This is a genomic window from Rhizobacter sp. SG703, assembly GCF_012275445.1.
Lineage (GTDB): Bacteria > Pseudomonadota > Gammaproteobacteria > Burkholderiales > Burkholderiaceae_C > Rhizobacter.
The window spans coordinates 180,946-202,595 of sequence record NZ_JAAZQK010000005.1 but is presented as its reverse complement, the minus strand read 5'-3'; the positions used below and the strand labels follow the sequence as shown (position 1 = coordinate 202,595).

General features: G+C 67.7%; 16 protein-coding genes. 2 read left to right on the top strand and 14 right to left on the bottom strand.

Annotation, left to right across the window (positions count from 1 at the left end):
* Positions 1–3: 3 nt before the first annotated feature.
* From malZ to FHT26_RS11595, 3 genes are read right to left on the bottom strand one after another with little or no spacing between them, the layout of a single operon-like run.
* On the bottom strand, positions 4–1,827 hold the full coding sequence (gene malZ, locus FHT26_RS11605; protein WP_168560291.1) for a maltodextrin glucosidase: 1,824 nt from the start codon (positions 1,825–1,827) through the stop codon (positions 4–6).
* Positions 1,828–1,875: 48 nt separating this feature from the next.
* A complete protein-coding gene (locus tag FHT26_RS11600; RefSeq protein ID WP_168560290.1) occupies positions 1,876–2,775 on the bottom strand; it encodes a pirin family protein in 900 nt (299 codons plus the stop codon).
* 51 nt (positions 2,776–2,826) lie between these two features.
* On the bottom strand, positions 2,827–3,429 hold the full coding sequence (locus tag FHT26_RS11595; RefSeq protein ID WP_168560289.1) for an FMN-dependent NADH-azoreductase: 603 nt from the start codon (positions 3,427–3,429) through the stop codon (positions 2,827–2,829).
* A gap of 124 nt (positions 3,430–3,553) precedes the next feature.
* Here FHT26_RS11595 and FHT26_RS11590 point away from each other — a divergent pair, with 124 nt between their 5' ends.
* A complete protein-coding gene (locus tag FHT26_RS11590; protein WP_168560288.1) occupies positions 3,554–4,546 on the top strand; it encodes a LysR family transcriptional regulator in 993 nt (330 codons plus the stop codon).
* Between the two features lie 85 nt (positions 4,547–4,631).
* Positions 4,632–5,156: a LapA family protein gene (locus tag FHT26_RS11585; RefSeq protein WP_168560287.1), complete on the top strand. Its 525-nt coding sequence runs from the start codon at positions 4,632–4,634 to the stop codon at positions 5,154–5,156.
* Positions 5,157–5,218: 62 nt separating this feature from the next.
* Here the strand turns inward: FHT26_RS11585 and FHT26_RS11580 are convergent, their stop codons facing one another.
* From FHT26_RS11580 to FHT26_RS11530, 11 genes are all read right to left on the bottom strand, one after another.
* The gene (locus FHT26_RS11580) at positions 5,219–5,734 is read right to left on the bottom strand and encodes a hypothetical protein (protein WP_168560286.1); all 516 of its coding nucleotides are present in this window, start codon (positions 5,732–5,734) and stop codon (positions 5,219–5,221) included.
* A gap of 184 nt (positions 5,735–5,918) precedes the next feature.
* Positions 5,919–6,209: a YrhB domain-containing protein gene (locus tag FHT26_RS11575; protein WP_168560285.1), complete on the bottom strand. Its 291-nt coding sequence runs from the start codon at positions 6,207–6,209 to the stop codon at positions 5,919–5,921.
* Positions 6,209–9,835, bottom strand: coding sequence for a toxin glutamine deamidase domain-containing protein (locus FHT26_RS11570; protein WP_168560284.1), 3,627 nt, complete (start codon positions 9,833–9,835; stop codon positions 6,209–6,211). Before FHT26_RS11570 ends, FHT26_RS11575 begins: the two co-directional genes overlap by 1 nt.
* An 11-nt stretch (positions 9,836–9,846) precedes the next feature.
* Positions 9,847–12,885, bottom strand: a complete 3,039-nt coding sequence (locus FHT26_RS11565) for a SpvB/TcaC N-terminal domain-containing protein (protein WP_168560283.1) — start codon at positions 12,883–12,885, stop codon at positions 9,847–9,849.
* Between the two features lie 198 nt (positions 12,886–13,083).
* The gene (locus FHT26_RS11560) at positions 13,084–13,779 is read right to left on the bottom strand and encodes a Bax inhibitor-1/YccA family protein (RefSeq protein WP_168560282.1); all 696 of its coding nucleotides are present in this window, start codon (positions 13,777–13,779) and stop codon (positions 13,084–13,086) included.
* Positions 13,780–13,790: 11 nt separating this feature from the next.
* Positions 13,791–14,552 carry a TerC family protein gene (locus tag FHT26_RS11555; RefSeq protein WP_168560281.1) on the bottom strand — a complete coding sequence of 254 codons (762 nt, stop codon included), beginning with the start codon at positions 14,550–14,552 and terminating at the stop codon, positions 13,791–13,793.
* A gap of 118 nt (positions 14,553–14,670) precedes the next feature.
* Positions 14,671–15,030, bottom strand: a complete 360-nt coding sequence (locus FHT26_RS11550; protein ID WP_168560280.1) for a hypothetical protein — start codon at positions 15,028–15,030, stop codon at positions 14,671–14,673.
* A 47-nt stretch (positions 15,031–15,077) separates the two neighbouring features.
* Positions 15,078–18,176 carry an efflux RND transporter permease subunit gene (locus FHT26_RS11545; protein ID WP_210427348.1) on the bottom strand — a complete coding sequence of 1,033 codons (3,099 nt, stop codon included), beginning with the start codon at positions 18,174–18,176 and terminating at the stop codon, positions 15,078–15,080.
* 34 nt (positions 18,177–18,210) lie between these two features.
* Positions 18,211–19,362, bottom strand: coding sequence for an efflux RND transporter periplasmic adaptor subunit (locus tag FHT26_RS11540; protein ID WP_168560279.1), 1,152 nt, complete (start codon positions 19,360–19,362; stop codon positions 18,211–18,213).
* A gap of 43 nt (positions 19,363–19,405) precedes the next feature.
* On the bottom strand, positions 19,406–20,866 hold the full coding sequence (locus tag FHT26_RS11535) for an efflux transporter outer membrane subunit (RefSeq protein ID WP_168560278.1): 1,461 nt from the start codon (positions 20,864–20,866) through the stop codon (positions 19,406–19,408).
* Positions 20,863–21,609, bottom strand: a complete 747-nt coding sequence (locus tag FHT26_RS11530; protein ID WP_168560277.1) for a CerR family C-terminal domain-containing protein — start codon at positions 21,607–21,609, stop codon at positions 20,863–20,865. The genes FHT26_RS11535 and FHT26_RS11530 overlap by 4 nt, the downstream gene beginning before the upstream one ends.
* Positions 21,610–21,650: the final 41 nt, after the last annotated feature.

Here is a 21,650-nt window from a genome sequence, read left to right as displayed (position 1 = left end):
GCGTCAGGCGTCGGCGCTCCACAACCAGACCGCGTCGCAGGCCGGCAGCGGCAGGCGGACCGTGCGGCCGTCCAGCGTCCACGCGTGGCCGCTTGGCGAGTCCCAGCGGTCGACGTCGAACGGCAACGCATCGAGCGGCAACACCGCATCGACCGCATCGCCCCGGTTCAGCAGCAGCAGCGTGACGGCCGTCGCGTTCACGCGCGCGAAGGCCACCCAGTCATTGCCGTGCGCCAGCGTGATGCACGCGCCCTCGCGCAGCTCGGCGCGGTCGCGGCGCCATGCGGCGAGCTGCTTCACGCGCTCGAGAATCCCACCGCGCCAGCTCGCCCCGCTCCAGTCGAAGCAACGCCGGTTGTCCGGATCGTTGCCGCCTTGCAGCCCGACCTCGTCGCCGTAGTAGATGCACGGCACGCCCGGGTAGCCGAACTGCAGCGCGAGCGCCAACGCGTGCCTCGCCTCGTCGGTGCCGAGCAGCGTGAACAGGCGCTGCGTGTCGTGGCTGTCGAGCGCGTTCCATTGCGCGAGCGCCACCTCGTGCGGCACGACCGCACGCGATTCGCCGAGCCAGTCGACCAGGTCGGTCGTCGCGATCGGCGCCGCGCGCCCGCCGAAATCGACCCCCGCGAGCCACTGCCACAGCGGCAGCGTGAAGCCCCAGTAGTTCATCGCGGCGTCTTCCTGGTCGCCCTGCAGCCAGGGGCTCGCCTCGCTGAAATGCTCGCCGACCAGGATGGCCTCGGGGTTCTCGTCGCGCACCGCATCGCGCATCGCGCGCAGCATCGCGGCGTTGTTGCCGGCACCAGGGCCTTCACCGAGCATGTGCACCGCATCCAGCCGCCAGCCGTCGGCCGACACCGGTGGCTGCAGCCAGCGCCGCAGCACCGAATCGGGCGCGCGGATGAAGGTGTCCAGCACCTCGGGGTGCGCATAGTCGAGCACAGGCAGCGACTGATGGCCCTTCCAGTAGACCGGGCGCCCGTGCTCGTCGCGGGCGTACCAACCCTGCCAGCGCGAGCCGGCCGATTGCCATGCACCGGGCACCTCGTGCTGCGCGAAGCGGTTGAACCACGGGTGGTTCGCGCCGGTGTGGTTCAGCACCGCATCGAGCACCAGGCGCATGCCGTTCGCATGCAGCTGCCGCGACAGCGCGACCAGCGCCTCGTCGCCGCCGAGCCCGGCGTCGACATGGTCATAGTCCTCGGTGTCGTAGCGGTGGTTGCTGCCGGACGCGAATACCGGCGTCAAGTAGACGGTCGTCACGCCGATCGCCTGCAAATGGCCGAGGCGTTCGCCGATGCCGGCCAGGTCGCCGCCGTAGAACGCGCTCCACGACGGTTTCACGTCGAGCGGCGCGCCCCAGTCGAGCGCATGCACCGGCGCCTTGCCGTAGCCGAAGGCATGCGGCGGACGCTCGCGCGGCGCGTCGGGCCCGCGTGCGAAGCGGTCCGGGAAGATCTGGTAGATCAGCTGCTGCCGTGCCCAGGCCGGCACCAGCGGTTGGCGCGCGATGCGGAAATGGTGGGCCTCGTTCGGCACGCGGCGCTGCGGGCCGGTGGCGGCAAGCCAGTACGGCACGCCGTCGCGCAGCACACGGAAGCAGTAGCGCGTGGTCGGCCCGGTCGGGCACCACGGGATCGTCGCCTCGAAGCACGCGAAGCGGCCGCGGTCGGCAGCGCGAGCCAGCGGCTGCCAGGTCTCTTCGTTGTCGAGCAGGAAGCGCACGTGGACCTCGTCGAGGTCGGGCGTGTCGCTGAGCAGCGTGAGCCGCAGGCCGGCGCCGGTGCGCTCGGCCCACGGGGCGAGGGGCAGGTGCTGGAGGAACATCGGGCAACGCTCGCTGAGAGGATCAGCGCAGCGTAACCCGATGCAGTGTCACGCGGTCAGCGGGCCGAATTTTCCTGAGCGGTAATCCTCCACCGCCTGGAAGATCTGCTCGTGCGTGTTCATCACGAACGGCCCGTACTGCGCGATCGGCTCGTTCAGCGGCTGGCCCGCGATGATCAGCGCCTTCGCCGGCGCATCGCCCGCCTGCAGCACGGTGCCGTCGCGGTCGGCGCCGTTCTTCAGGATCGCCATGCGCTGCGAACCCACGCGCGCGCCACCCACGTCGACCTCGCCGCGGTACACGTAGACGAACGCGTTGTGCGACGCCGGCAGCCGCTGCTCGAAGCGCGCACCCGGCGCCAGGTGCACGTCGAGGTACAGCGGCTGCGTCGCCTCGCGCTGCATCGCGCCGGCCACGCCGTGCGACTCGCCCGCAATCACGCGCACCGTCGCGCCGTCGTCGGTCGTGAACTCCGGGATCTCGTCCGACTGGATGTCGCGGTACCACGGGTCGGCCAGCTTGCGCTCGGCCGGCAGGTTCAGCCACAGCTGGAAGCCTTCCATGCGGCCGGCGTCCTGCTCGGGCAGTTCGGAGTGCACGATGCCGCGTCCGGCCGTCATCCATTGCACGCCGCCGTTCTGCAACAGGCCTTCGTGGCCGGCGTTGTCGCGGTGGCGCATGCGCCCGGCGATCATGTAGGTGACGGTCTCGAAGCCGCGGTGCGGGTGGTCCGGGAAGCCGCCGACGTAGTCATCGGCGTTGTCGGTGCCGAAGGCGTCGAGCATGAGGAACGGATCGAGCCGGCGCTGCAGCGGCTGCGTCAGCACCCGCGTCAGCTTGACGCCGGCCCCGTCCGACGTGGGCTGTCCGCTCACCAGGCGCTCCAGCTCGCGCGGGCGCGCGACGGCCTCGGTCACGGGGTGGAAGACGGTGGTGGCGGAAGACATGTCGAACTCCTTGGGTGGTGAAAGCGTGTTGAGAGAGCGGTTCAAACGGGATCAGGCGTGCACGACTTCGTCGATCTGGGCGCGGGCGAAGGCCAGGCCCTTCTCGGCGGCGTCCGGGCCCATGTTCAGGCCTTCGGCGTAGAAGAACTCGACGTCGGTCATGCCGAGGAAGCCCAGCACCGACTTCAGGTATGGCACCTGCGTGTCGGCCGGCGTGTTGCGGTACAGGCCGCCGCGGGTCAGCGCGACATAGACCTTCTTGCCGGTCAGCAGGCCCTGCGGGCCCTTGTCGGTGTACGCGAAGGTGACCTTCACCTTGGCGATCGCGTCGATCCAGTTCTTCAGCTGGGCCGGCACGCCGAAGTTGTACATCGGCACGCCGAGCACGACGATGTCGGCCGCCTGGATCTCGGCGATCAACGCGTCGTCCAGCGCGACCCGGGCGGCCTGCGCCGGCGTGCGGGCTTCGGCCGGCGTGAACAAGGCCTGCAGCGCGGCTTCGTCGAGCACCGGGTGCGTCGTGACGGCCAGGTCGCGCAGCGTCAACGTCGCGTCGGGGTGCACGGCCTGCAGGCGGGCGGTCAGTTCACGGGCCAGCACGGTCGATTGCGAACCTTGGGTGCGGGCGCTGGAGTTGATCTGGAGGATGTTCATGGTGGGCTCCGAGGGGGTTGAGTGGGGTCGGGACGCGATGGAAGGACTCTAGGCGTCCCACAATCCAACCGGAAGCCATCGGATTGGATAACATTGTTCCACCAGTGAGACAGTGGAGCCCCAGATGAGCCTCGAAGCCAACGACCTGATGCTGTTCGCCCGCGTCGCCGAAGAAGGCAGCTTCAGCCGCGCCGCCGAGCGTGTCGGCCTGCCGAAGTCGACCGTGTCGCGGCGATTGGCCGCGCTGGAAGCGCAGCTCGGCGAGCGGCTGCTGCTGCGCACCACGCGCAAGCTGACCGTCACCGATTTCGGCCACAGCGTGCTGGAGCATGCAAACCAGGTGCTGGCCGAGGTGGAGGCGGCTGCATCGCTGGCGCAGCACCGGCAGGTGGAGCCGAGCGGGCGGCTGCGTATCTCGATGCCAGCGGACTTCGCCAATGTCGTGCTCGGCGAAATGCTGAACGAGTTCCTGGTGCGCTACCCGGCGATCACGCTGGAGCTCGACCTGTCGCCCCGGCGCGTGGACCTGATCGGCGAGAACTTCGACGTCGCGATCCGGATGGGCGACCTGCCCGACGATGCGAGCCTCGCGGCGCGGCGGCTCGCGGCGATGCAGGTCGGGTTGTATGCGTCGCCCGCCTACCTGGCGCGACGCGGCGAGCCGAGCGAGCCCGAAGCGCTGATGGAGCACGACACGCTGCAGCTGCTGACGCGCGGCGGCGAGCCGGCGATGTGGACGCTGCAGCGCGGCGAGGCGCAGTGGCAGGGCACGCCGTCGCCGCGCGCGACCGCGAACTCGCCCGAGATGCTGATCCGCATGGCGCGGGCCGGCGCGGGCATCACCGTGGTCTCCAGCCACTTCGCGGTTCACCATGTGCGCAGCGGCGAGTTGGTGCCGGTGCTGCCGGGCTGGTCGCTGCCCGACGTGACCGCGTGGGCCGTGTTTCCCGGCCGGCGGCTGATGCCGGCGCGCACGCGGGTGCTGCTGGAAGCGATGGCGACTCAATTCTCCGGACCCGCCTGCGCGCGGGCGCTGGAGTCGATCGAGCGCGACCACCTGGCCGCCGATCGCCACCGCGACGCGGCCTTGCCGGGCCAGCCTGCGGCGGCGGCTTAGCGAACGCCGGGCGCTTGTCCTACAGCCTCGGCGAGGGGTCTGGTCTTACGCTCGGGGTCCTGATCGTCATTTCGAGGAGACCGCCATGGTCCGCGTGCTCGTGCTGTTTGTGGCCTTGCTGGTAATGGCCGTCTTCACGCTGCTGAACTGGCAGGCCTTCGTCGCGCCGACACCGCTGTCGCTCGGCTTCACGACGGTGCAGGCGCCGCTGCCGATGCTGCTGCTCGGCGCCTTCGTGTTCATCAGCGTCTGGTTCGTCGTGTGGGCGCTGCAGCTGCAGGGCAAGGCGATGCTGGAGGCACGCCGGCTGTCGAAGGACCTGCAGGCGCAGCGCGAGCTGGCGGACAAGGCGGAGGCGTCGCGCTTCACCGAGCTTCAGTCGTTCCTGTCTGCGGAACTGGCGCGTCTGAACCAGTCGGGGCTCGATGCGCGGGCCGCGGTGAACGCGCGCTTCGACCAGCTGCGGCGGGAGCAGCAGGTGGCGCTCGAAGAAGCGACGAATGGGATCTCGGCGCACTTGGGGGAGTTGGAGGATCGGCTGGAGCGCTCGCATGGGTTGGTGGCTGAGATGGACAGCATGCAGCCGCGGGGGGTTCGCCCTGGGACGTGATTGGCAGGTGCGTGTTCACGGATCCACCATTCAGCCTCCGCAACTCCTTCGACACCCGATACTCACACCCCCGATATCAATTGGGGCAGCCGACGTAATTCGCGTCTCGCCGCATCCGCAACGGATTTCTTTTCAGAATCGACAAAACCTTCCAAAGCGCGTATTGACTCCGCTGTTCCGATCGCTCCGAGCGCAGCAATCGTCTTAGTTTTCAATCCTTGGCCACCGTCATAGTCCAAATAAGGAAAGTGAAGATCCATGACGTTGACGAGATAAGACATGACCGCAGGGTCTTTTAGATCTTTGAGGATCAGTGCGATGTTTTCATGTTGCCTATGCCACTCTTCAACCAACAACTGGGCCAGTAGATCGCTGCTTTTCGCGGCACCTCCGAATTTGAACACCAGAATCAACACACATTCGACAGCAACGTCGTCCTTGTCATGAATTGCTTGGAGCAACTCCTGCCGGACGTATTCTGGATCTCCGTTGACGTTCAAGCCACAATCCTGAAGATCAGCCGCGTTGGTGTTTCCGAGGGCAAAGTCCAACACCTTCTGTTGTTGCAGTTGGAACATCTAGGGAGGCCTCTCTTCGCTTAGCGTGCCACCGATGCATTGATCGAGCCCCTCAGCCCCTCCTGTTCTTCTGGTCAGTAGAGTTTCCACCGCAGAATAGGCCAACCTCTACCTTTCAACCCCTTCGTTTCGACAAATATTCCCATATCCACTCCCTTAGCAGATTTGAGAGACCTCAAAGCTTTCAGCCTCTGCGAAGCAGGTATTGCCTTAATGAATCCTCCCAGGGAATTGTAGATGGAAGACTCAGAATTTTTCCTTCAAGCGAAACAAAGATAGGGCCGTTACCTGCCAAGGCATACAATGGATTCCGGGTGCGCACAAAGTCGACGCTATTAAAAAAGAAGACCCACCCTTGCTCAACCTCTCTGGTTTCATCAACCAAGAATTCGAATTGCTCGTTGGCGGACCGGGCCAACTGAGTGAGCCTCTCTTGCGCAAGACTGAACGCATCGGCAGCAGTGATCGCGGGCATCAATTTGTCCTCAACAATAGAAAATAGTTATATCCCTCTAGGGATGCAGCCTTTCCCGATTGGCCATCCAAGAATCTTATAACACCGTTTTGGTTGACACCGTTAAAAACGTGACCAACTTCACTTCCTCTAGATCCAAATACGATCCCACGAGCCCCAGGGCCGGCTACAGAAAGAGCCTCTGATACTTGGCTGATAGACCAAGGGGAGCTGAATCGAGTACCAAAAAGTTTCTCAAGTGTGATAATTCTGTACGGCCCTCCCGGCAATGCCGAAGCAGGCCGCCCAGCAAGAATTGCATCCGTTGCAACCGCACAATTTACACAGTTCATATCTCCACCAACGACGTTCACATTTCGAATGGATCCGGCCTCCTTGGTGGCCGTTCCCGATTTCATAAAACCGCCAGCCATAACCATGGCCGTTGCGATCGTCGCATCCTTATCTTTCTTCAAAAGAGCGTTGGCCGAATCAGCAGCCCATTGTGAGTCTCCCGCTGCACCGGCACCGAGAAAGTTGACGAAATTTTTAGCTGTAATACCAACAGCCATCGCTAGATTCTTACCCAAACCGATCCAGTTATCTCCTCGATTCCATAGATCCGAAGCGATATCTCCAGCTGAAATCGCTTTTCTGGAATTAGACGAACTCTCAGCGGTCTCCGACCAAGCATCGACCGTCCCATACGTGTTCGCATTGATCGAAAGCCCCAGCCCCGCCAACGGATCTTGGTAGGTGTACGCACTGGCATTCGCGCTCGACAACGAAATGCTCGCCGAATAACCAGATCCGTAGCTGTAGCTGCTGGAGTTGTAGCCGTAGTAGTACGAGCTGCTGCCCGACGATGACCCGCTGCTCCCCCACGTACCTCCCCACGGCGAACCGCAGTCATCGCAATCCACCGCAATGTCGAACCCACTCGGGTCGTAGAAGCTCAACGGGTTGTTGACCGTGTAGCTGTAGCGGTTGTAGTCCTGCATGAACTGCGGCGCCTGGATGCCCGGGTCCGCGCTCAGGAAGCGGCTGATCGCCGGGTCGTAGATGCGGCCGTTCATGTTGATCAGGCCGACTTCGTCCAGCTGCTCATGCTCGGTGTAGCCGCGCGCCGTGGTCAACGCAACGAGGGTGCCGTTCGCATCGGTCACGCCATTCGCATTCCGGCGCTTGCCGAAGGGCTCATACGCGAGCCGCTCGATCACGTTGCCGTTCGCGTCCGTCACCGCCACCAGCGAGCCCAGGTGGTCCTTGTGCCAGTACTGCGTGGCGGTCAGGTTGTTGTTGGCATCGAACAGCAGCACGCCGATGGTCTGTCCCGCGGCGCTGAGGTACACCTTCTTCACGATGCCCGCCGGGCCGCTCTCCTGCTCGTAGAACAGGCCTGCGCCTTGCGCCGGGTTCATGTAGTCGGTGACGCGCGTGGTCACGCCATCCTTGATCGCCGTCTCGCGCACGCGCTCGCGGTCCGACCCGTACAGGAAGTCGACCCGGCTCGTGTGCCCACCGAAGACACGCGTCAGGTTGTCGACCATGTTGAAGCTGTTCCAGCCGGCCACATGCGTGCCGCCGGCTGCGTTCGTCGTCGTCAGGTTGCCGTTGGCGTCGTACTGGTAGCCGGGGCTGCCCTCGCCGTTGACCGTGCCGGCCACGCCGGTGACGGCGTGTGGCCGCACGCTGCCCGCACCCGACGGGTTGTAGGCATAGGTTCCGACATCCGACCGGCTCGTGATGTTGCCGATGTCGTTGTAGGTCCAGACGATGCTCTGCGCCGACGGCACGCCGGCGCCGCTGCGGTTCTCCGTCGACAAGCGGTTCAGCGCGTCGTAGCCGTACGACGTGTTGAGCCCGGTCACGAAGTCGTTGCGCGCCTTCAGGTTGCCAACCGTGTCGTAGTCGTACGACAGCGCCTCCACGTTGCCCTGCGGCCCGGTCGCCGTGGTGACCCGCAGGCGCGACGTCAGTGGGTCGTAGCTGCTCACGGTCACCACGTTGTTGCCGGTCGTCTGCTGCGTGACGCGCCCTTGGGCGTCCGCCGCGTCCGCACGCCAGTAGGCGAAGGCCGTGTTGTTCCCGTTGACCACCTGCTTCAGGTACCCCAGCGGGCTGTAGACGTTCTGCAGCTTGAACTGCGTCGGGTAGGTGGTGGTGGACGGCCGTCCGTTGGCGTCGTAGCTCACCAGGGCGCTGTAGCTCGACGCACCCAAGGTCAGCACTTCCGTGCCGGGCCGTCCGAGGCTGTCGTAGCTCAGGCTGCGGCTGTAGCCGTTCGCCGCCGATGAAGCGCACAGCGCACCGAGCCCCTGCGGACAGGTGTCGTAGGTCCAGCTGGTGTTCAGCGAGGGCTCTTCCCGCGTCCGCAGCCGGTTCAACACGTCGTAGCCCAGCTTCGTCACCTGCGAACGCGCATCGACCTGGCGCGTCAGGTTGCCGGCAGCGTCGTAGTCATAGCTCCATGCGCCCATGTCCGGGTCCTGCATGTCCAGCTTGCGGCCCCGCACGTCGTAGTGCATCGCCGCCACGTTGCCGGCCGAATCGGTGGACTGCGACAGGTTCCCGAGCGGGTCGTAGGCCAGCGTCAGCACCTTGCCATTGGCGTCGATCACCTGCGCCACCTGACCCAGCAGGTTGCGCACTTTCGTCGTCGACTGGTTCAGGTCGTTCGTGACCGTTGTGCGCAGCCCGTCGTAGGTGGTCGTTGTGCGGCTTCCGTCGGGAGCCGTCGCCAAGGTCACACGACCGAGCTTGTCGTACTGGAAGCGTGTGGTGGCCTGACTCGCCTGCCCGTAGTACGGTGCCGTGGTGCTGATGACGCGACCCAGCGCGTTGTAGGTGAACAGCTGCAGCACACTGCGCGAAGCACCCGCGACATCCGAACCTTGGGTCACGGTCTGCAACGGGCGATCGAGCTCGTCGTAGAGGGTCCGCGTGTAGGGGCCGTTCTGCGCCCCGGTGGTCTTCGCCACGAGATCGATCGGGCCTGCCACCGGCGTCGTGGTGATCTGGTAGACGGGAGAGCTGGCGTTGTCGGCAATACAGTTGTCGTTGAAATAGGGACAGGCCTCGTACGTGATCGACGTCCCGTTCCCGTCCGGCCGATTCTCGAGCACCTTGCGGCCGAAGGCGTCATACGCCCATTGGCTGTAGACGATCTGGTTGTTGCCGTCGCGGTAGGTGTTGGGACCTTGTTGCGTCAACAGTGCGCCGTGGGCCGCATCGTAGGTCGTGGTCTGCCGATGCCCGGCCGCGTTCGTCGTCACGACGGTGACGCTGCCATCGGCAGCGTAGCTGTAGGTCGTCGTGACGATGCGCGGCGCAATGCCGTTATCCGCCGGCGCTGCCGCCTCGACCTGCGTCGAACCGGGGAAGGTGCTGCCAGACCCGTTGCAGTTGCGCTGTGTCGTCTTCGCCTTGTTGCCGAACGCGTCGTAGACGTACTCGGTCACCAGGCACAGCTTGCTCGACCCCGGCTCGATGACTTCCTTGATCAACAGGCCCGTGGTCGGCGCGTAGTCGAAGCTCCGCGTCTGCGTGACTTGTGCGGCCCATGCTGCTTGTTCGCCGCCAGCAAGCAGCGCAATGGCCAGCGCCGCCTTGGCCGCGCGGGAGAGGATGGCATGCAGGTGATTCATGAAGTCTCCCCTCACAGTGACGACGCCTGGCCCGGCTTGACCGGCTGAATGGTTCTTCGGTTGCCCGACGCGTCGCCGCCGGTTCCGGCCGCCGCGGAGATGCAGCCGGTCACGGGTTCGGCGATGAAGGGAGCCTCCGTGGATGTCGTCACCGTGCTCGACATCAATCGCCCGAGGCGCCAGCCGGCCAGGTCGTTGATGTAGTTGTTGGTCGTGACGGTGTTGACACCCGCCGGGTTGTTGTCGGGGTCAAGAACCTGCGACACCACGCGCGTCGCATTGCCGTAGCCGTCCATCACCCGCGTGGTGCGATTGCCCGGCAGGCCTCCGCCCGCGCCGCCTGCTGGATTGACATCGCGGTTGCCGATGCTGTCCGTCTGGTTCTGGTAGACGAAGTAGCGCATGCCGGGACTGGTGCGGCAGTTGCCCGAGAAGTTCTCGAACACGTACTGGTTGACCGTGACGCCCAGGTTCGACCAGTTGGCCAGGCTGGTGCCGGTCGCCGTCTGGTACTCCAGCCCGGCGAACGGAAAGTCGCGCCGCCAGGTGCTGCGGCTCACCAGGCCGGTAGCGAGGTCCTGCTTCTGCACGTAGTTGAAGCCGCTGAAGCCGCGCCCCGTCGACACCTCGATCACCGCGGAGTCGTACCAATAGCTGGTTCGCGTCTGAAAGGCGCCGACGTCCACATCGGTGACCACCGGCCAGGTGGGCGCCACCGCCACTTGCGGTGCCACCGCGGCCACCGACTGGCTGTAGCGGCTGCCCAGCAGCTGCGACGGCGTGCCGTAGGTGATCTTCGCGTCCGGTGTCCTGGAATCCCTGAGCTTCGATGTGATCTCCGTCATCAGGTGGTGGCCGCTTTGGGACAGCAGGCGCCACTGGGCCCTGTGCCAGTAGGCGAAGTCGTCGCGCCCGTCGCCGGTGAAGTCGCCGACCAGGTGGAACGGCACGGTGGCGCTTTGCGCATAGTCGGTCCAGTAACCGGCACCGGTTCCCGGGCCGAGCCATTGCGGCTTCCACCCCTGGCCAGTGCTCAGCAGGGCCTTCCAGCCCGCGTGGTCCTCCCAGTAGAGGAAGTCCGATCGGCCGTCACCGTTGAAGTCCCCGACGAACTGGAAGGGTTGCGACGACGGGCTGGCATGCGCGCTCCAGAAGCCCAGGCCGTCACCGCGGCCGAAGTTCTGCGTGACCCAGTCCTTGCCGGTGCTCAGAAGGACCTGCCAAGTGGTGTCGTCCCAGTACATGAAGTCCGTCTTGCCGTCGCCATTGAAGTCACCGATGAAATGGAACGCCTGGGTCGTCGCATTGGCCCAGCCGGCCCAGTAGCCGCGCCCGGAGCCTTTGCCCCAGCTCTGTTCGAACCATCCTGATCCCGTGCTCAGCAGCACCCGCCACGCGGTGTTGTCCCAATACATGTAGTCGCTCTTGCCGTCGCCGTTGAAGTCGCCGACGAACTGGAACTGCTGGGCGCGGGACGCATAGCCCTGGAAGTAGCCGAGGCCGCTCCCCTTGCCCCAGACCTGCTCGCTCCATCCGCTGCCGGTGCTCAGCAGCACGCGCCAGGCGGCGTTGTCCCAGTACATGAAGTCGGTCTTGCCGTCGCCGTTGAAATCGCCGGTGAAGTGGAAGGGCTGCGACGACGCCCCTGCGTAGCCCGGCCAGTAGCCGCTGCCGCTGCCCTTGCCCCAGGCCTGCTCGGTCCACCCGGCTCCGGTGCTGAGCAGCACCCGCCAGCCTCCGCCGTCCCAGTACATCAGGTCGGTCTTGCCGTCGCCGTTGAAGTCGCCGGTGAACTGGAACCTCTGCGAAGACGCGGTGTTGAAGCTGGTCCAGTAGCCCGGCCCCGTGCCGTTCCCCCAATTGCTGCCCGACCACGCGCCGTTGCTGCGGGTCAGCACGTTCCAGCCGTTGTTGAAGAACGCGACATCGGCCTTGCCGTCGCCGTTGAAATCGCCGACGAAGTGGAAAGGCTGGTTGTTCGAGGAGAGGTAGCCGGGCCAGTAGCCGGGCGAGGCCCCGACGCCGAGGGCCGTGTCGTCGAATGTCGGGCTGGTCGTGCCGTAGGTGGCGGAGGTGGCCAGCAGGCAGGTGCCTGCGGCATCGCAGTCCGTGATCCTCACGAGGCGGCTCGCATCGCTGTCGGGATCCGCCTGGCCATAGAGCATCGAGTAGGTGTGCACAGGAACATTGCCAGACCCGGTCGTCATCCTGATGGCGCTGAGGCGAAGCAGCATGCGGATGGTGCCGCCACCTTGGTAGACCGCGGCGGTGTCGGCGCGGCCGGATTCGAAGTCGAAAAAGACCGTCTTCGTCGGCGCGAGCGCGGGCGAGGAGCCCGCGTTGCCGGTGTAGTCGATGCGCGAGGGGTAGTGCTGTCCGTTGGCGGAATCCGGCGTGGCGTAGGTGAACGTCATGTAGTTGCCGGACGCGTCGGTGACCTTGCTGAGCGCCCACACCCGGATGCCCAAGAAGGTGGACGCCCAGATTTTGGAATCCGCCGCGGTCCCGTACTCCATCGTCAGGCCCGTCGCGGTCTTGACGACGAACGATGCCGCCCCGCCCAGGTTGCCGATGCCCGCGTAGCCGATGGACTGCACCCGCGAAAAACTCTCCCGCTCCGTGCTGTAGAAGGTCTTGTCGGCACCGTAGGCGCCGGCCACGGCGTTGGCGCCGCCGTTGGGATCGGGCACCGCGACCAGGCGCTGTCCATCCAGGCAGAAGCGGTCGACCGCGTAGTCGAGGCCGCCCCGCCAGTTGGGGCCGTCCTGCGCCGCCGTCTGCGGGCAGCGCGTGATCGACGAGAGCCCCGCGAGCGACCAGCCGACCCCGAGATAGCCGTTGCCGGCCTGGCTGCTGTACGTCAGCGACAGCTTGGGCTCGAGCCCTGCGACGCCCGGAGGCACCTGCAGCGGGATGGTGTAGGTCGCAGCGCCCGACTGACTCACCGCGAACTTGCCGGGCAGGCTCATCTGGGCCTGGGCGCCCAGCGCGACAACAGCGAACACAGCGGCAGTCGCACGTGCGAACGACGTGCGGATCAAGCAGGTCATGGATCCTCCTCAGACACCGCGTTGCATGCGGTGCCTCACTCACGAATGGGGTGGCGTTGCCCGTCGCCGGTGCCCCGCCACCTTCGTGTGGTGGAGGGCCCGGCGCTCTTCTAGGCGGACGCGAGGGTAGGGATTGCCGGTCGTACTGGCAACTGTCAATTCGTACGATGGCGACGCAAGGCCACTGCTGCTAGCGCATCACTCTTCCCGGCTCCCGCCGAAGATCCCCAGCAGCGCGAGCAGCGACTGGAACACGTTGTAGATGCTCAGGTAGACGCCGAGCGTCGCGCTGATGTAGTTGGTCTCGTGCCCGTCCTGCACGCGCTTCAGGTCGTGCAGGATGAAGGCCGAGAAGATGCCGATCGCCAGCACCGACAGCGTGATCATCAGCGCGCTCGACTGGATGAAGAAGTTCGCGATGCCGGCGACCAGCAGCAGAATCGCGCCGATGAACAGGAACTTGCCCATCGACGACAGGTCGCGCTTGATCACCGACGACAGCGTCGCCATGCCGAGGAAGATCGCGCCGGTGCCGGCGAAGGCCGTCATGATCAGGCTCGCGCCGTTCGACAGGCCGAGCACCGCGCCGACCAGGCGCGACAGCATCAGCCCCATGAAGAACGTGAACGCCAGCAGCACCGGCACGCCGGCCGCCGAGTTCTTGGTCTTCTCGATCGCGAACATCAGGCCGAACGAGCCGGCCAGGAAGACCACCAAGCCGACGCCCGGCGACATCGCCCGCGCGATGCCGGTCGACACGCCGATCCAGGCGCCGAGCACGGTCGGCACCATCGACAGCGCAAGCAGCCAGTAGGTGTTGCGCAGCACCTTGTTGCGCTGCTGGACGGAGCTGTCGACATAGCCTGTCGACGCGATGTGGGAAAGCGGATTCATGGAGGATTCCTTCAATTCGAAGTTTCAGGAGTGTTCGCACGGCGCTTCGCGCGCGCGCGGATGTTGAGCGCCTCGACCGCGAGCGAGAACGCCATCGCGGCATAGATGTAGCCCTTGGGCACGTGGGCGTCGAAGGCCTCGGCCGTCAGCGCCATGCCGACCATCACCAGGAAGGCCAGCGCCAGCACCTTGACCGACGGGTGGCGGTCGACGAACTCGCCGATCGGCTTGGCCGCTACCAGCATCACGCCGACCGACGCGACCACCGCCGCGACCATCACGCCGATCCGGTCGACCATGCCGACGGCGGTGATCACCGAGTCGAGCGAGAACACGATGTCGATCACCGCGATCTGGCCGATCACGCCCCAGAACAGCCGCTGGCCGGCCGCCTTCAGCGCGGCGGCATCGGCGACCGGTGCCGGGCCGTGCTGCTCGCGCGCCTCGACCTCGACGAAGATCTCGTGCGACGCCTTCCACAGCAGGAACAGCCCGCCGAACAGCAGCACCAGGTCGCGCCCGCTGATGCCCTGGCCGAGCACCGTGAACAGGTCGGCGGTCAGCCCCATCACCCAGCTCAGCGAGAACAGCAGCAGCAGCCGCGAGACCATCGCGAAGCCGAGGCCGAGGCGGCGCGCCTTGTCGCGCAGCTCGGGCGGCAGCCGCCCGACAAGGATGGAAATGAAGATGATGTTGTCGACGCCGAGGACGATTTCCAGGGCGGTGAGCATCGCGAAGGCGATCCAGAGATTGGGGTCGAGGACAGATTCCATGGCGTGGCAGTGGTGGTCCGTGGGGCTGCCAGGATGGCATGGCCGCGGACGCACGGGGGCGAAGACGAGCGGGGATCGAGACGGAACCGCAGGCCGCGGACGCGCCGCGGCAGGGTTCTCAGGCGCGCAGGGCGGGCGCCTTCGGCGGGCGGCGCAGGCCGTCCAGCCAGGGCGGCTGGCGCGCGGGTTCGGCGTGCCGGTGCGGCCGGGCCAGCGAGAAGCCGGGGTCCGGCACCGGCAGCGTGCCGGTCAGCAGGTCTTGCACGTCGGCGACGGTTTCGCCGGCCGACTGGATGCGGTCGTCGAGCTCATGCTCCGGGCTGTCTCGGTCCTGGGGATTGCGGTCCTCGGTCGACGCATCGTCGATCGCCGCCACGGCCTGTGCCGAGGACGGCACCGTGCTCGCCTGCGGGCGGGCCATCAGGCCGGCTGCCAGCAGGAAGAGCGTCAGGACGAGGACGAGGCCGCGGGAGATCATGGAAGGCGGCAGTGTACCGGGCCGGTGCGCCGCACCGGCCCGAAGGGCTACTTCGCGACCACCGCGGGCGGCGCGTCGCCGCTCGCGTGGTGCGGGCGCCGGAACTTGCCCGACGTCCACTGCACCACGTCGTCGACGAAGGTGAACAGCACCGGGATCACCAGCAGGCTCAGGAAGGTCGACGTGATCAGCCCGCCGATCACGACGATCGCCATCGGCGCGCGGAAGCTCGAATCGACGCCGATGCCCAACGCGATCGGCAACATGCCGGCGCCCATCGCGATCGTCGTCATCACGATCGGGCGGGCCCGCTTGTGGCAGGCATCGAGCACCGCGTCCCAGCGCGACAGCCCGTGCTCGCGGCGCGCCATGATCGCGTACTCGACCAGCAGGATCGAGTTCTTGGTCGCGATGCCCATCAGCATGATCAGGCCGATCATCGACGGCATCGACAACGCGGTGTGCGTGACGAACAGCGCGAGGAACGCGCCCGGCACCGACAGCACCAGCGCCGCGAGGATGGTGACCGGCTGCACGAAGTCGTGGAACAGCAGCACCAGCACGATGTAGATGCACAGCACGCCGGTCAGCATCGCGAGGCCGAAGCCGGAGAACAGCTCCTGCATCGCCTCGGCATCGCCGACACCGGCCAGCGACACGCCGGCCGGCAGGCTGCGCAGGCTGGGCAGCTGCTCGGCGGTGCTCTGCACATGCTCCAGCGACTGGCCGTTCAGCTCGATCTCGAAGTTGATGTTGCGCTTGCGGTCGAAGCGCGCGATCTGCGCCGGGCCGCTGTCGATCGACAGCGTCGCGACGTTGGCCAGCATCACCGGCCCCTTCGCGCCCGGCACCGCGAGCCGCGACAGCAGCTCCAGGTCGGTGCGCGCATCGGCCGCCAGCTTGACGACGATCGGCACCTGGCGCTGCGACAGGTTCAGCTTCGGCAGGCTCTGGTCGTAGTCGCCGGCGGTCGCGATGCGCAGCGTGTCGGCGATCGCCGCCGACGTGACGCCCAGGTCGGCCGCGCGCGCGAAGTCGGGCCGCACGATCAGCTCCGGGCGCACCAAGCTCGACGTGGACGTGACCGCGCCGATGCCGGGGATCGTGCGCAGCTCGCGCTCGACCTGCTTCGAATGCGCGAGCAGCACGTCGCCGTCCTCGCCGGCCAGCACCACCACGTACTTCTCGCCCGAGCCGCCGAAGCCGACCGCGACCCGCGCGCCCGGCAGCCCGGCCAGCGCGTCGCGCAGCTGCTGCTCGATCACCTGCTTCTTCGGCCGGTGGCCGCGCTCGGTCAGGTTGATGCTGAGCGAGGCCTTGCGCACCTCGGCGGCGCCGGCGCCGGCGAACGGATCGGCACCGGTGTTGCCGCCGCCGACCGCGGTGTAGACCAGCTTCACGTACTGATTCTTCTGCACGATCTCGCGCGCCTGCTCGGCCACCGCCAGCGTCTGTGCGAAGGTCGCGCCCGGCGGCAGCGAGATCGAGACCTGCGACTTCGACAGGTCGTCCGGCGGGATGAAGCCCTTCTCGAGGATGGCGGCGAGGAAGATCGAGCCGACGAAGAACACCACCACCGCAACCGTCGTGATCACCCGGTGGTGCAGCGCGGCGGTGACCCAGCGCATGTAGACGTCGATCCAGCGGCCTTCGTGGTGATCGCCCTTCGGCGGCTTCAGCAGGTACGCGGCCATCATCGGCGTCAGCATGCGCGCGACCACCAGCGACATGAACACCGCGATCGCCGCGGTCCAGCCGAACTGCACGAAGAAGCGGCCGACCACGCCGCTCATGAAGGCCGTCGGCAGGAACACCGCGATCAGCGTGAAGGTGGTCGCGATCACCGCCAGGCCGATTTCGTCGGCCGCCTCCATCGCCGCCTGCATCGGCGTCTTGCCCATGCGCAGGTGCCGCATGATGTTCTCGATCTCGACGATCGCATCGTCGACCAGGATGCCGACCACCAGAGACAGCGACAGCAGCGTCACGCCGTTCAGCGTGAAGCCGGCCAGCGCCATGAACGCGAAGGCCGGGATCACCGACAGCGGCAGCGCGAGCGCCGACACCAGCGTCGCGCGCCAGTTGCGCAGGAACAGCCACACCACCAGCACCGCCAGCGCGGCACCTTCGTACAGCATCGCCATCGAGCTGTCGAAGTCCTCCTGCACGTTGTCGACGAAGTTGAAGGCCTCCTCGAACTTCACCTCGGGGTGGGCCGCCTTCATCGCCTCGATCTCGGCGCGCACGCCGGCCGCCACCTCGGTCTCGCCGGCGCCGCGGGTGCGCGTGATCTCGAAGCCGACCACCGGCTTGCCGTTCAGGAGCGCGGTCGAGCGCTGCTCGGCCACCGTGTCGCTGACGCGCGCGACCTGCTCCAGCCGCAGCCGCCGGCCGTCGGCCAGCGAGATCTCCATCTTCGCGAGCTCTTCGGCCGAGCGCACGGTCGCGATGGTGCGCACCGACTGCTCGGCGCCGCCGACATCGGTGCGGCCGCCCGAGGCTTCCTGCTGGATCTTGCTGAGCTGGTGCGAGATGTCGGCCGCGGTCGCGTTCAGCGCCAGCAGCCTGGCCGGGTCGAGCTCGACGCGCACCTCGCGCGTGACGCCGCCGACCCGCGCGACGGCACCGACGCCGCGCACGCTGAGCATCTGCTTGCCCACCGTGTTGTCGACGAACCACGACAGCGATTCCTCGTCGAGCCGGTCCGACGCGACGGTGTAGGTCAGGATCGGCGAGCCCGACAGCTCCATCTTCGTGACCACCGGGTCGCGCAGGTCGGCCGGCAGGTCGGCGCGCACCCGCGAGACGGCGGCGCGCATGTCGTCGACCGCCTCCTGCACCGGCTTCTCGAGCCGGAACTCGCCGGTGATCGTGACCAGGCCGTCGGTCACCGAGGTGTAGACGTGCTTCAGGCCCTGCAGCGTCGCGACCGAGTTCTCGATCTTGCGCGCGACGTCGGTCTCGAGCTGCGACGGCGACGCACCCGGCAGCGCGGCCGAGATCGTGACCGTCGGCAGCTCGATGTCCGGGAAGTTCTGCACCTTCATGCTCTTGAAGCTGTACAGCCCGAGCAGGGTCAGCAGGATGAAGAGCAGCACCGCGGGGATCGGGTTGCGGATCGACCAGGCGGAGACGTTGATGTTCATGGGGCGTCGTCCTTCAGCAGTTGCCGGCGCGCGCTCAGCGCGAGGCCGTGGCGGCGGCAGAGGCGGCGGCCGGCACCGGCAGCGCGTCGACCACGTGCACCGTGTCGCCGTCGCCCAGGAAGCCGCCGCCGGTGGCGACGACGCGGTCGGCCGGCTGCACGCCGCCGAGGATCTGGATGCGATCGCCCACCCGCTGGCCGACCTTCACCTTGACCAGCGTGACCTTGTTGTCGGCGCCGACGCGCAGCACGTAGCTGAAGCCTTCGCGCAGCAGCACCGCGCTCTGCGGCAGCGTCATGCCCTGCTGCGAGCCGATCTCGAACTCGCCGCGCGCGAACATGCCGGCCTTCGCGGTGCTGCTGCCGCCCGGCAGGTCGACGTAGACGATGCCGTTGCGCGTCTGCGCGTCGACGGTCGGCGCGACGATGCGCAGCTTGCCGGTCACCGGCTCGCCGCTGGCCGGCAGCACGCGCACCGCCATGCCGGGCTTCAGCGGCCCGATCTCGGACGACGGCACCTCGGCGCGCCATTCGAGCCGGCCGCCGCGGATCAGCCGGAACAGCTCCTGGCCGGCCGGCAGCACCGCGCCGACGGTGGCGCTGCGCGACGAGATCACGCCGTTGTCGGGCGCCAGCACCTGGGTCTGCTGCAGCCGCAGCTGCTGCACCTTGGCGGCAGCGCGCTGGGCTTCGAGCCGGGCCTGCGCGGTGCGCTCGGCGGTCAGGTACTGCGTGGTCTGCTGCGCGCTCAGCGCGCCGGTGGGCTGCAGGTCGCGCGCGCGCTGCGCATTCGCGGCCGCCTCGGCGGCCGTCGCCTCGGCTTCGGCCACCGCGGCACGGGTCTGCGCGAGGTCGGCGTGGATGGTGTCGGACGCAAAGGTCGCGAGCACCTGGCCGCGCTTGACCACGTCGCCGACGTTCACCTTCACGTCGGCCAGGCGCAGGCCGTTGGCTTCGGTGCCGACGATCGCCTCCTGCCAGGGGGCGATGCTGCCGTTGGCGGCCAGCAGCGTCGGCAGGCTGGCCGGCTGCAGCTGCGTCACGGTGACGGTCAGCGCGGCTTTCGCGGCGGCGGGCTTCTTGTCGTCGGCGGCGCGCACGGTGCTCGTCACCGAGACGGCGAGCAGCGCGGCCAGCACGCCGGCGGCGGCGAGGGACAGCAGCAGGGGCTTCAGTCGTGGGGTCATGGTGGGCTTGATCGGTGGATCGTGTGGGTCGTGTGGACCGTGTTCAGGGGGTGGCCTTCGTCGGGCCCGAGGGGTTGCCGGCCGCGGCGGCATCGGCCACCGGCGTGCCGGTGCGCCAGCCGCCACCGAGCGCGCGGTACAGCGTGATCCAGGCCGCGACGCGTTCGCGCTGCAGGTCGATCAGCGTGCCGTGCGCCTGCACCGCGCTGCGGCGGGCGTCTTCCAGCTCGAACAGGCTGGCCAGGCCGCCCTTGAAGCGGGCCTCGGTGGCGCGAAACGATTGCTCGAAGCCTTCGTCGGCGATGCGGGCGTTCTCGTTGCGCGCCGCGCTGCTGTCGAGCTGCACCAGCGCCTGCTCGACCTCCTGCACCGCGGTGCGCAGCTTCGCGCGGTACAGCGACGCGGCCTCGTCGTAGCGGGCGCGGGCGGCGTCGACATTGGCACGGCGCACGCCGGCGTCGAAGATCGGCAGCGTGACCGCCAGCGGCCCGACCGACCAGACGGTGCCGCTCTGCGCGGCGTCGCCGGTGTCGACGCGGAGCCGCGAAATCGACCCGGCCAGCGTGACGCGCGGCAAGCGCTTCGCACGGGCCTGCGACACCTCGGCGCTGGCCGCGCCGAGTTCGCGCGCCGCGTTGAACACATCGGGCCGCTGGTTCAGCACCTCGGCCGGCACGCTGTCGATCGCCAGCTCGGCCGGCTGCGGGATGCGGGCGGTGCCGGCGGCCAGCGTCGCGCGCAGCGTGGGCTCGTCGATCGCCGTCAGCGCGACCAGGCCCTTGACGGCGATGTCGCACTGCGCGCGCTGCGCGGTCAGCAGGCTCGCGCCCTGCGCGGCACTGGCGCGAGACAAAGCCGCGGTGGCCGGCGGCTCGAAGCCGGCCTGCGCGCTGAGCCCGGTCAGGCGCGCGGTCTCGGCGCGCGAGCCGGCGTCGGCCTCGGTCTGCACCAGCTGCGCCTCGCAGGCGCGCAGCCCGAGGTAGGCGTTCGCGGTCTCGGCGGCGACCGACACGCGGGCGTCGTGCCACGACGCTTCGGCGCCTTCGAGCCGGTACTGCGCCGCATCGCGGCCGGCCCGGCCGGCGCCGAACACGTCGATCTCCCACGCGGTCTGCAGGCCTGCCGACGTGGTGGTGGACAGCGGCGTGACGAAATCGCTGCGGCCGCGCGATGCGCTGGCGCTGGCATCGAGCGTCGGCAGCAGCGCCGCGCCGGCGCCGGTGCGCGTGGCCTGCGATTGCGCAACGCGCGAGCGCGCGCTCGCCAGCGTCGGGCTGACGGCCTGCGCGGCGTCGATCAGCTGCGACAACACCGGGTCGTCGAACTGCTGCCACCAGCCGCTCAGGTCGGCGAGGCGACCGTTGTGCGGCAGCGGGGCGTACCACTGCGCCGGCAGCAGGGCGGGGTCGGCGGCCGGCTCGGGCGGCGCGCTCGCGCAGCCGGCCAGGGCGGCCGCGGTGGCCAGCGTGGCGGCCAGCAGCGCGCGGCGGGTCGGTGTCGTCATGTCCTGTCCTCTCTCTTGTCTGCTGTCTTGTCTGCTTTCTTGTCTGCTCTCCGGCCTGCCCGCTTCAGCGCCGCGCGGCGCGCCCCTTCGGCACCGACCATCGCCAGCGCATACGTCACCAGCCGCTCGGACCACAGGTCGAGCGCGCGCGGGTGGCTGTTCAGGCGCGGCGCCAGCGCGTCAGTCACGTCCTGCGCGATCTGCAGGTGCACGCCGAGCGCCGCGATGCAGATCGCCAGCCGGTGCAGCTCGTCGTCGGCGCGGCGCAGCCCGAGGTGTCGCGCCAGCAACGCGACCAGCGCCTCATGGCGCGGCTTGATGCCGTTGACGATCTCGTCCTGCCACACACCGGTCGGCTCCAGCATCTCGCGCACATGCAGCCGCATGCACTGCTGCGTCATGTCGCCATGCTTCAGCGGCTCGATGAAGCCGGCATACAGGCCGTGCAGCGCGTCGGGCAGCGTCATCGCCGGGTCGTCGTAGCGGGCGATGTCGTCGTGCGGCGTGCTGAGCGGGCCGGCGAACACCGCGCGGTACAGCCCTGCCTTGTCGCCGAAGTAGTAGCTGATGGCGGCGATGTTGACCTGCGCCGCCTCGGCGATCTCGCGGGTGGAGGTCTTGTTGTAGCCGTGCTGCGCGAACAGCCGCAGCCCGGCCAGCAGCAGGCGCATGCGCGACTGCTCGCCATCGCTGCGCGGTGCGCGCGGGGTGTCACGGGCGGTTTCAGGGGGGCGGGCCGACATGGCCGGCACTCTATCAAATAAATCAAACGATTGATTGAGTT

Coding starts and splice junctions, on each gene's coding strand:
- FHT26_RS11580 (WP_168560286.1), bottom strand. CDS start 5,734: ATGTTCCAACTGCAACAACAGAAGGTGTTGGACTTTGCCCTCGGAAAC.
- FHT26_RS11570 (WP_168560284.1), bottom strand. CDS start 9,835: ATGAATCACCTGCATGCCATCCTCTCCCGCGCGGCCAAGGCGGCGCTG.
- FHT26_RS11585 (WP_168560287.1), top strand. CDS start 4,632: ATGGTCCGCGTGCTCGTGCTGTTTGTGGCCTTGCTGGTAATGGCCGTC.
- FHT26_RS11595 (WP_168560289.1), bottom strand. CDS start 3,429: ATGAACATCCTCCAGATCAACTCCAGCGCCCGCACCCAAGGTTCGCAA.
- FHT26_RS11540 (WP_168560279.1), bottom strand. CDS start 19,362: ATGACCCCACGACTGAAGCCCCTGCTGCTGTCCCTCGCCGCCGCCGGC.
- FHT26_RS11545 (WP_210427348.1), bottom strand. CDS start 18,176: ATGAACATCAACGTCTCCGCCTGGTCGATCCGCAACCCGATCCCCGCG.
- FHT26_RS11565 (WP_168560283.1), bottom strand. CDS start 12,885: ATGACCTGCTTGATCCGCACGTCGTTCGCACGTGCGACTGCCGCTGTG.
- malZ (WP_168560291.1), bottom strand. CDS start 1,827: ATGTTCCTCCAGCACCTGCCCCTCGCCCCGTGGGCCGAGCGCACCGGC.
- FHT26_RS11560 (WP_168560282.1), bottom strand. CDS start 13,779: ATGAATCCGCTTTCCCACATCGCGTCGACAGGCTATGTCGACAGCTCC.
- FHT26_RS11530 (WP_168560277.1), bottom strand. CDS start 21,609: ATGTCGGCCCGCCCCCCTGAAACCGCCCGTGACACCCCGCGCGCACCG.
- FHT26_RS11575 (WP_168560285.1), bottom strand. CDS start 6,209: ATGCCCGCGATCACTGCTGCCGATGCGTTCAGTCTTGCGCAAGAGAGG.
- FHT26_RS11555 (WP_168560281.1), bottom strand. CDS start 14,552: ATGGAATCTGTCCTCGACCCCAATCTCTGGATCGCCTTCGCGATGCTC.
- FHT26_RS11590 (WP_168560288.1), top strand. CDS start 3,554: ATGAGCCTCGAAGCCAACGACCTGATGCTGTTCGCCCGCGTCGCCGAA.
- FHT26_RS11535 (WP_168560278.1), bottom strand. CDS start 20,866: ATGACGACACCGACCCGCCGCGCGCTGCTGGCCGCCACGCTGGCCACC.
- FHT26_RS11550 (WP_168560280.1), bottom strand. CDS start 15,030: ATGATCTCCCGCGGCCTCGTCCTCGTCCTGACGCTCTTCCTGCTGGCA.
- FHT26_RS11600 (WP_168560290.1), bottom strand. CDS start 2,775: ATGTCTTCCGCCACCACCGTCTTCCACCCCGTGACCGAGGCCGTCGCG.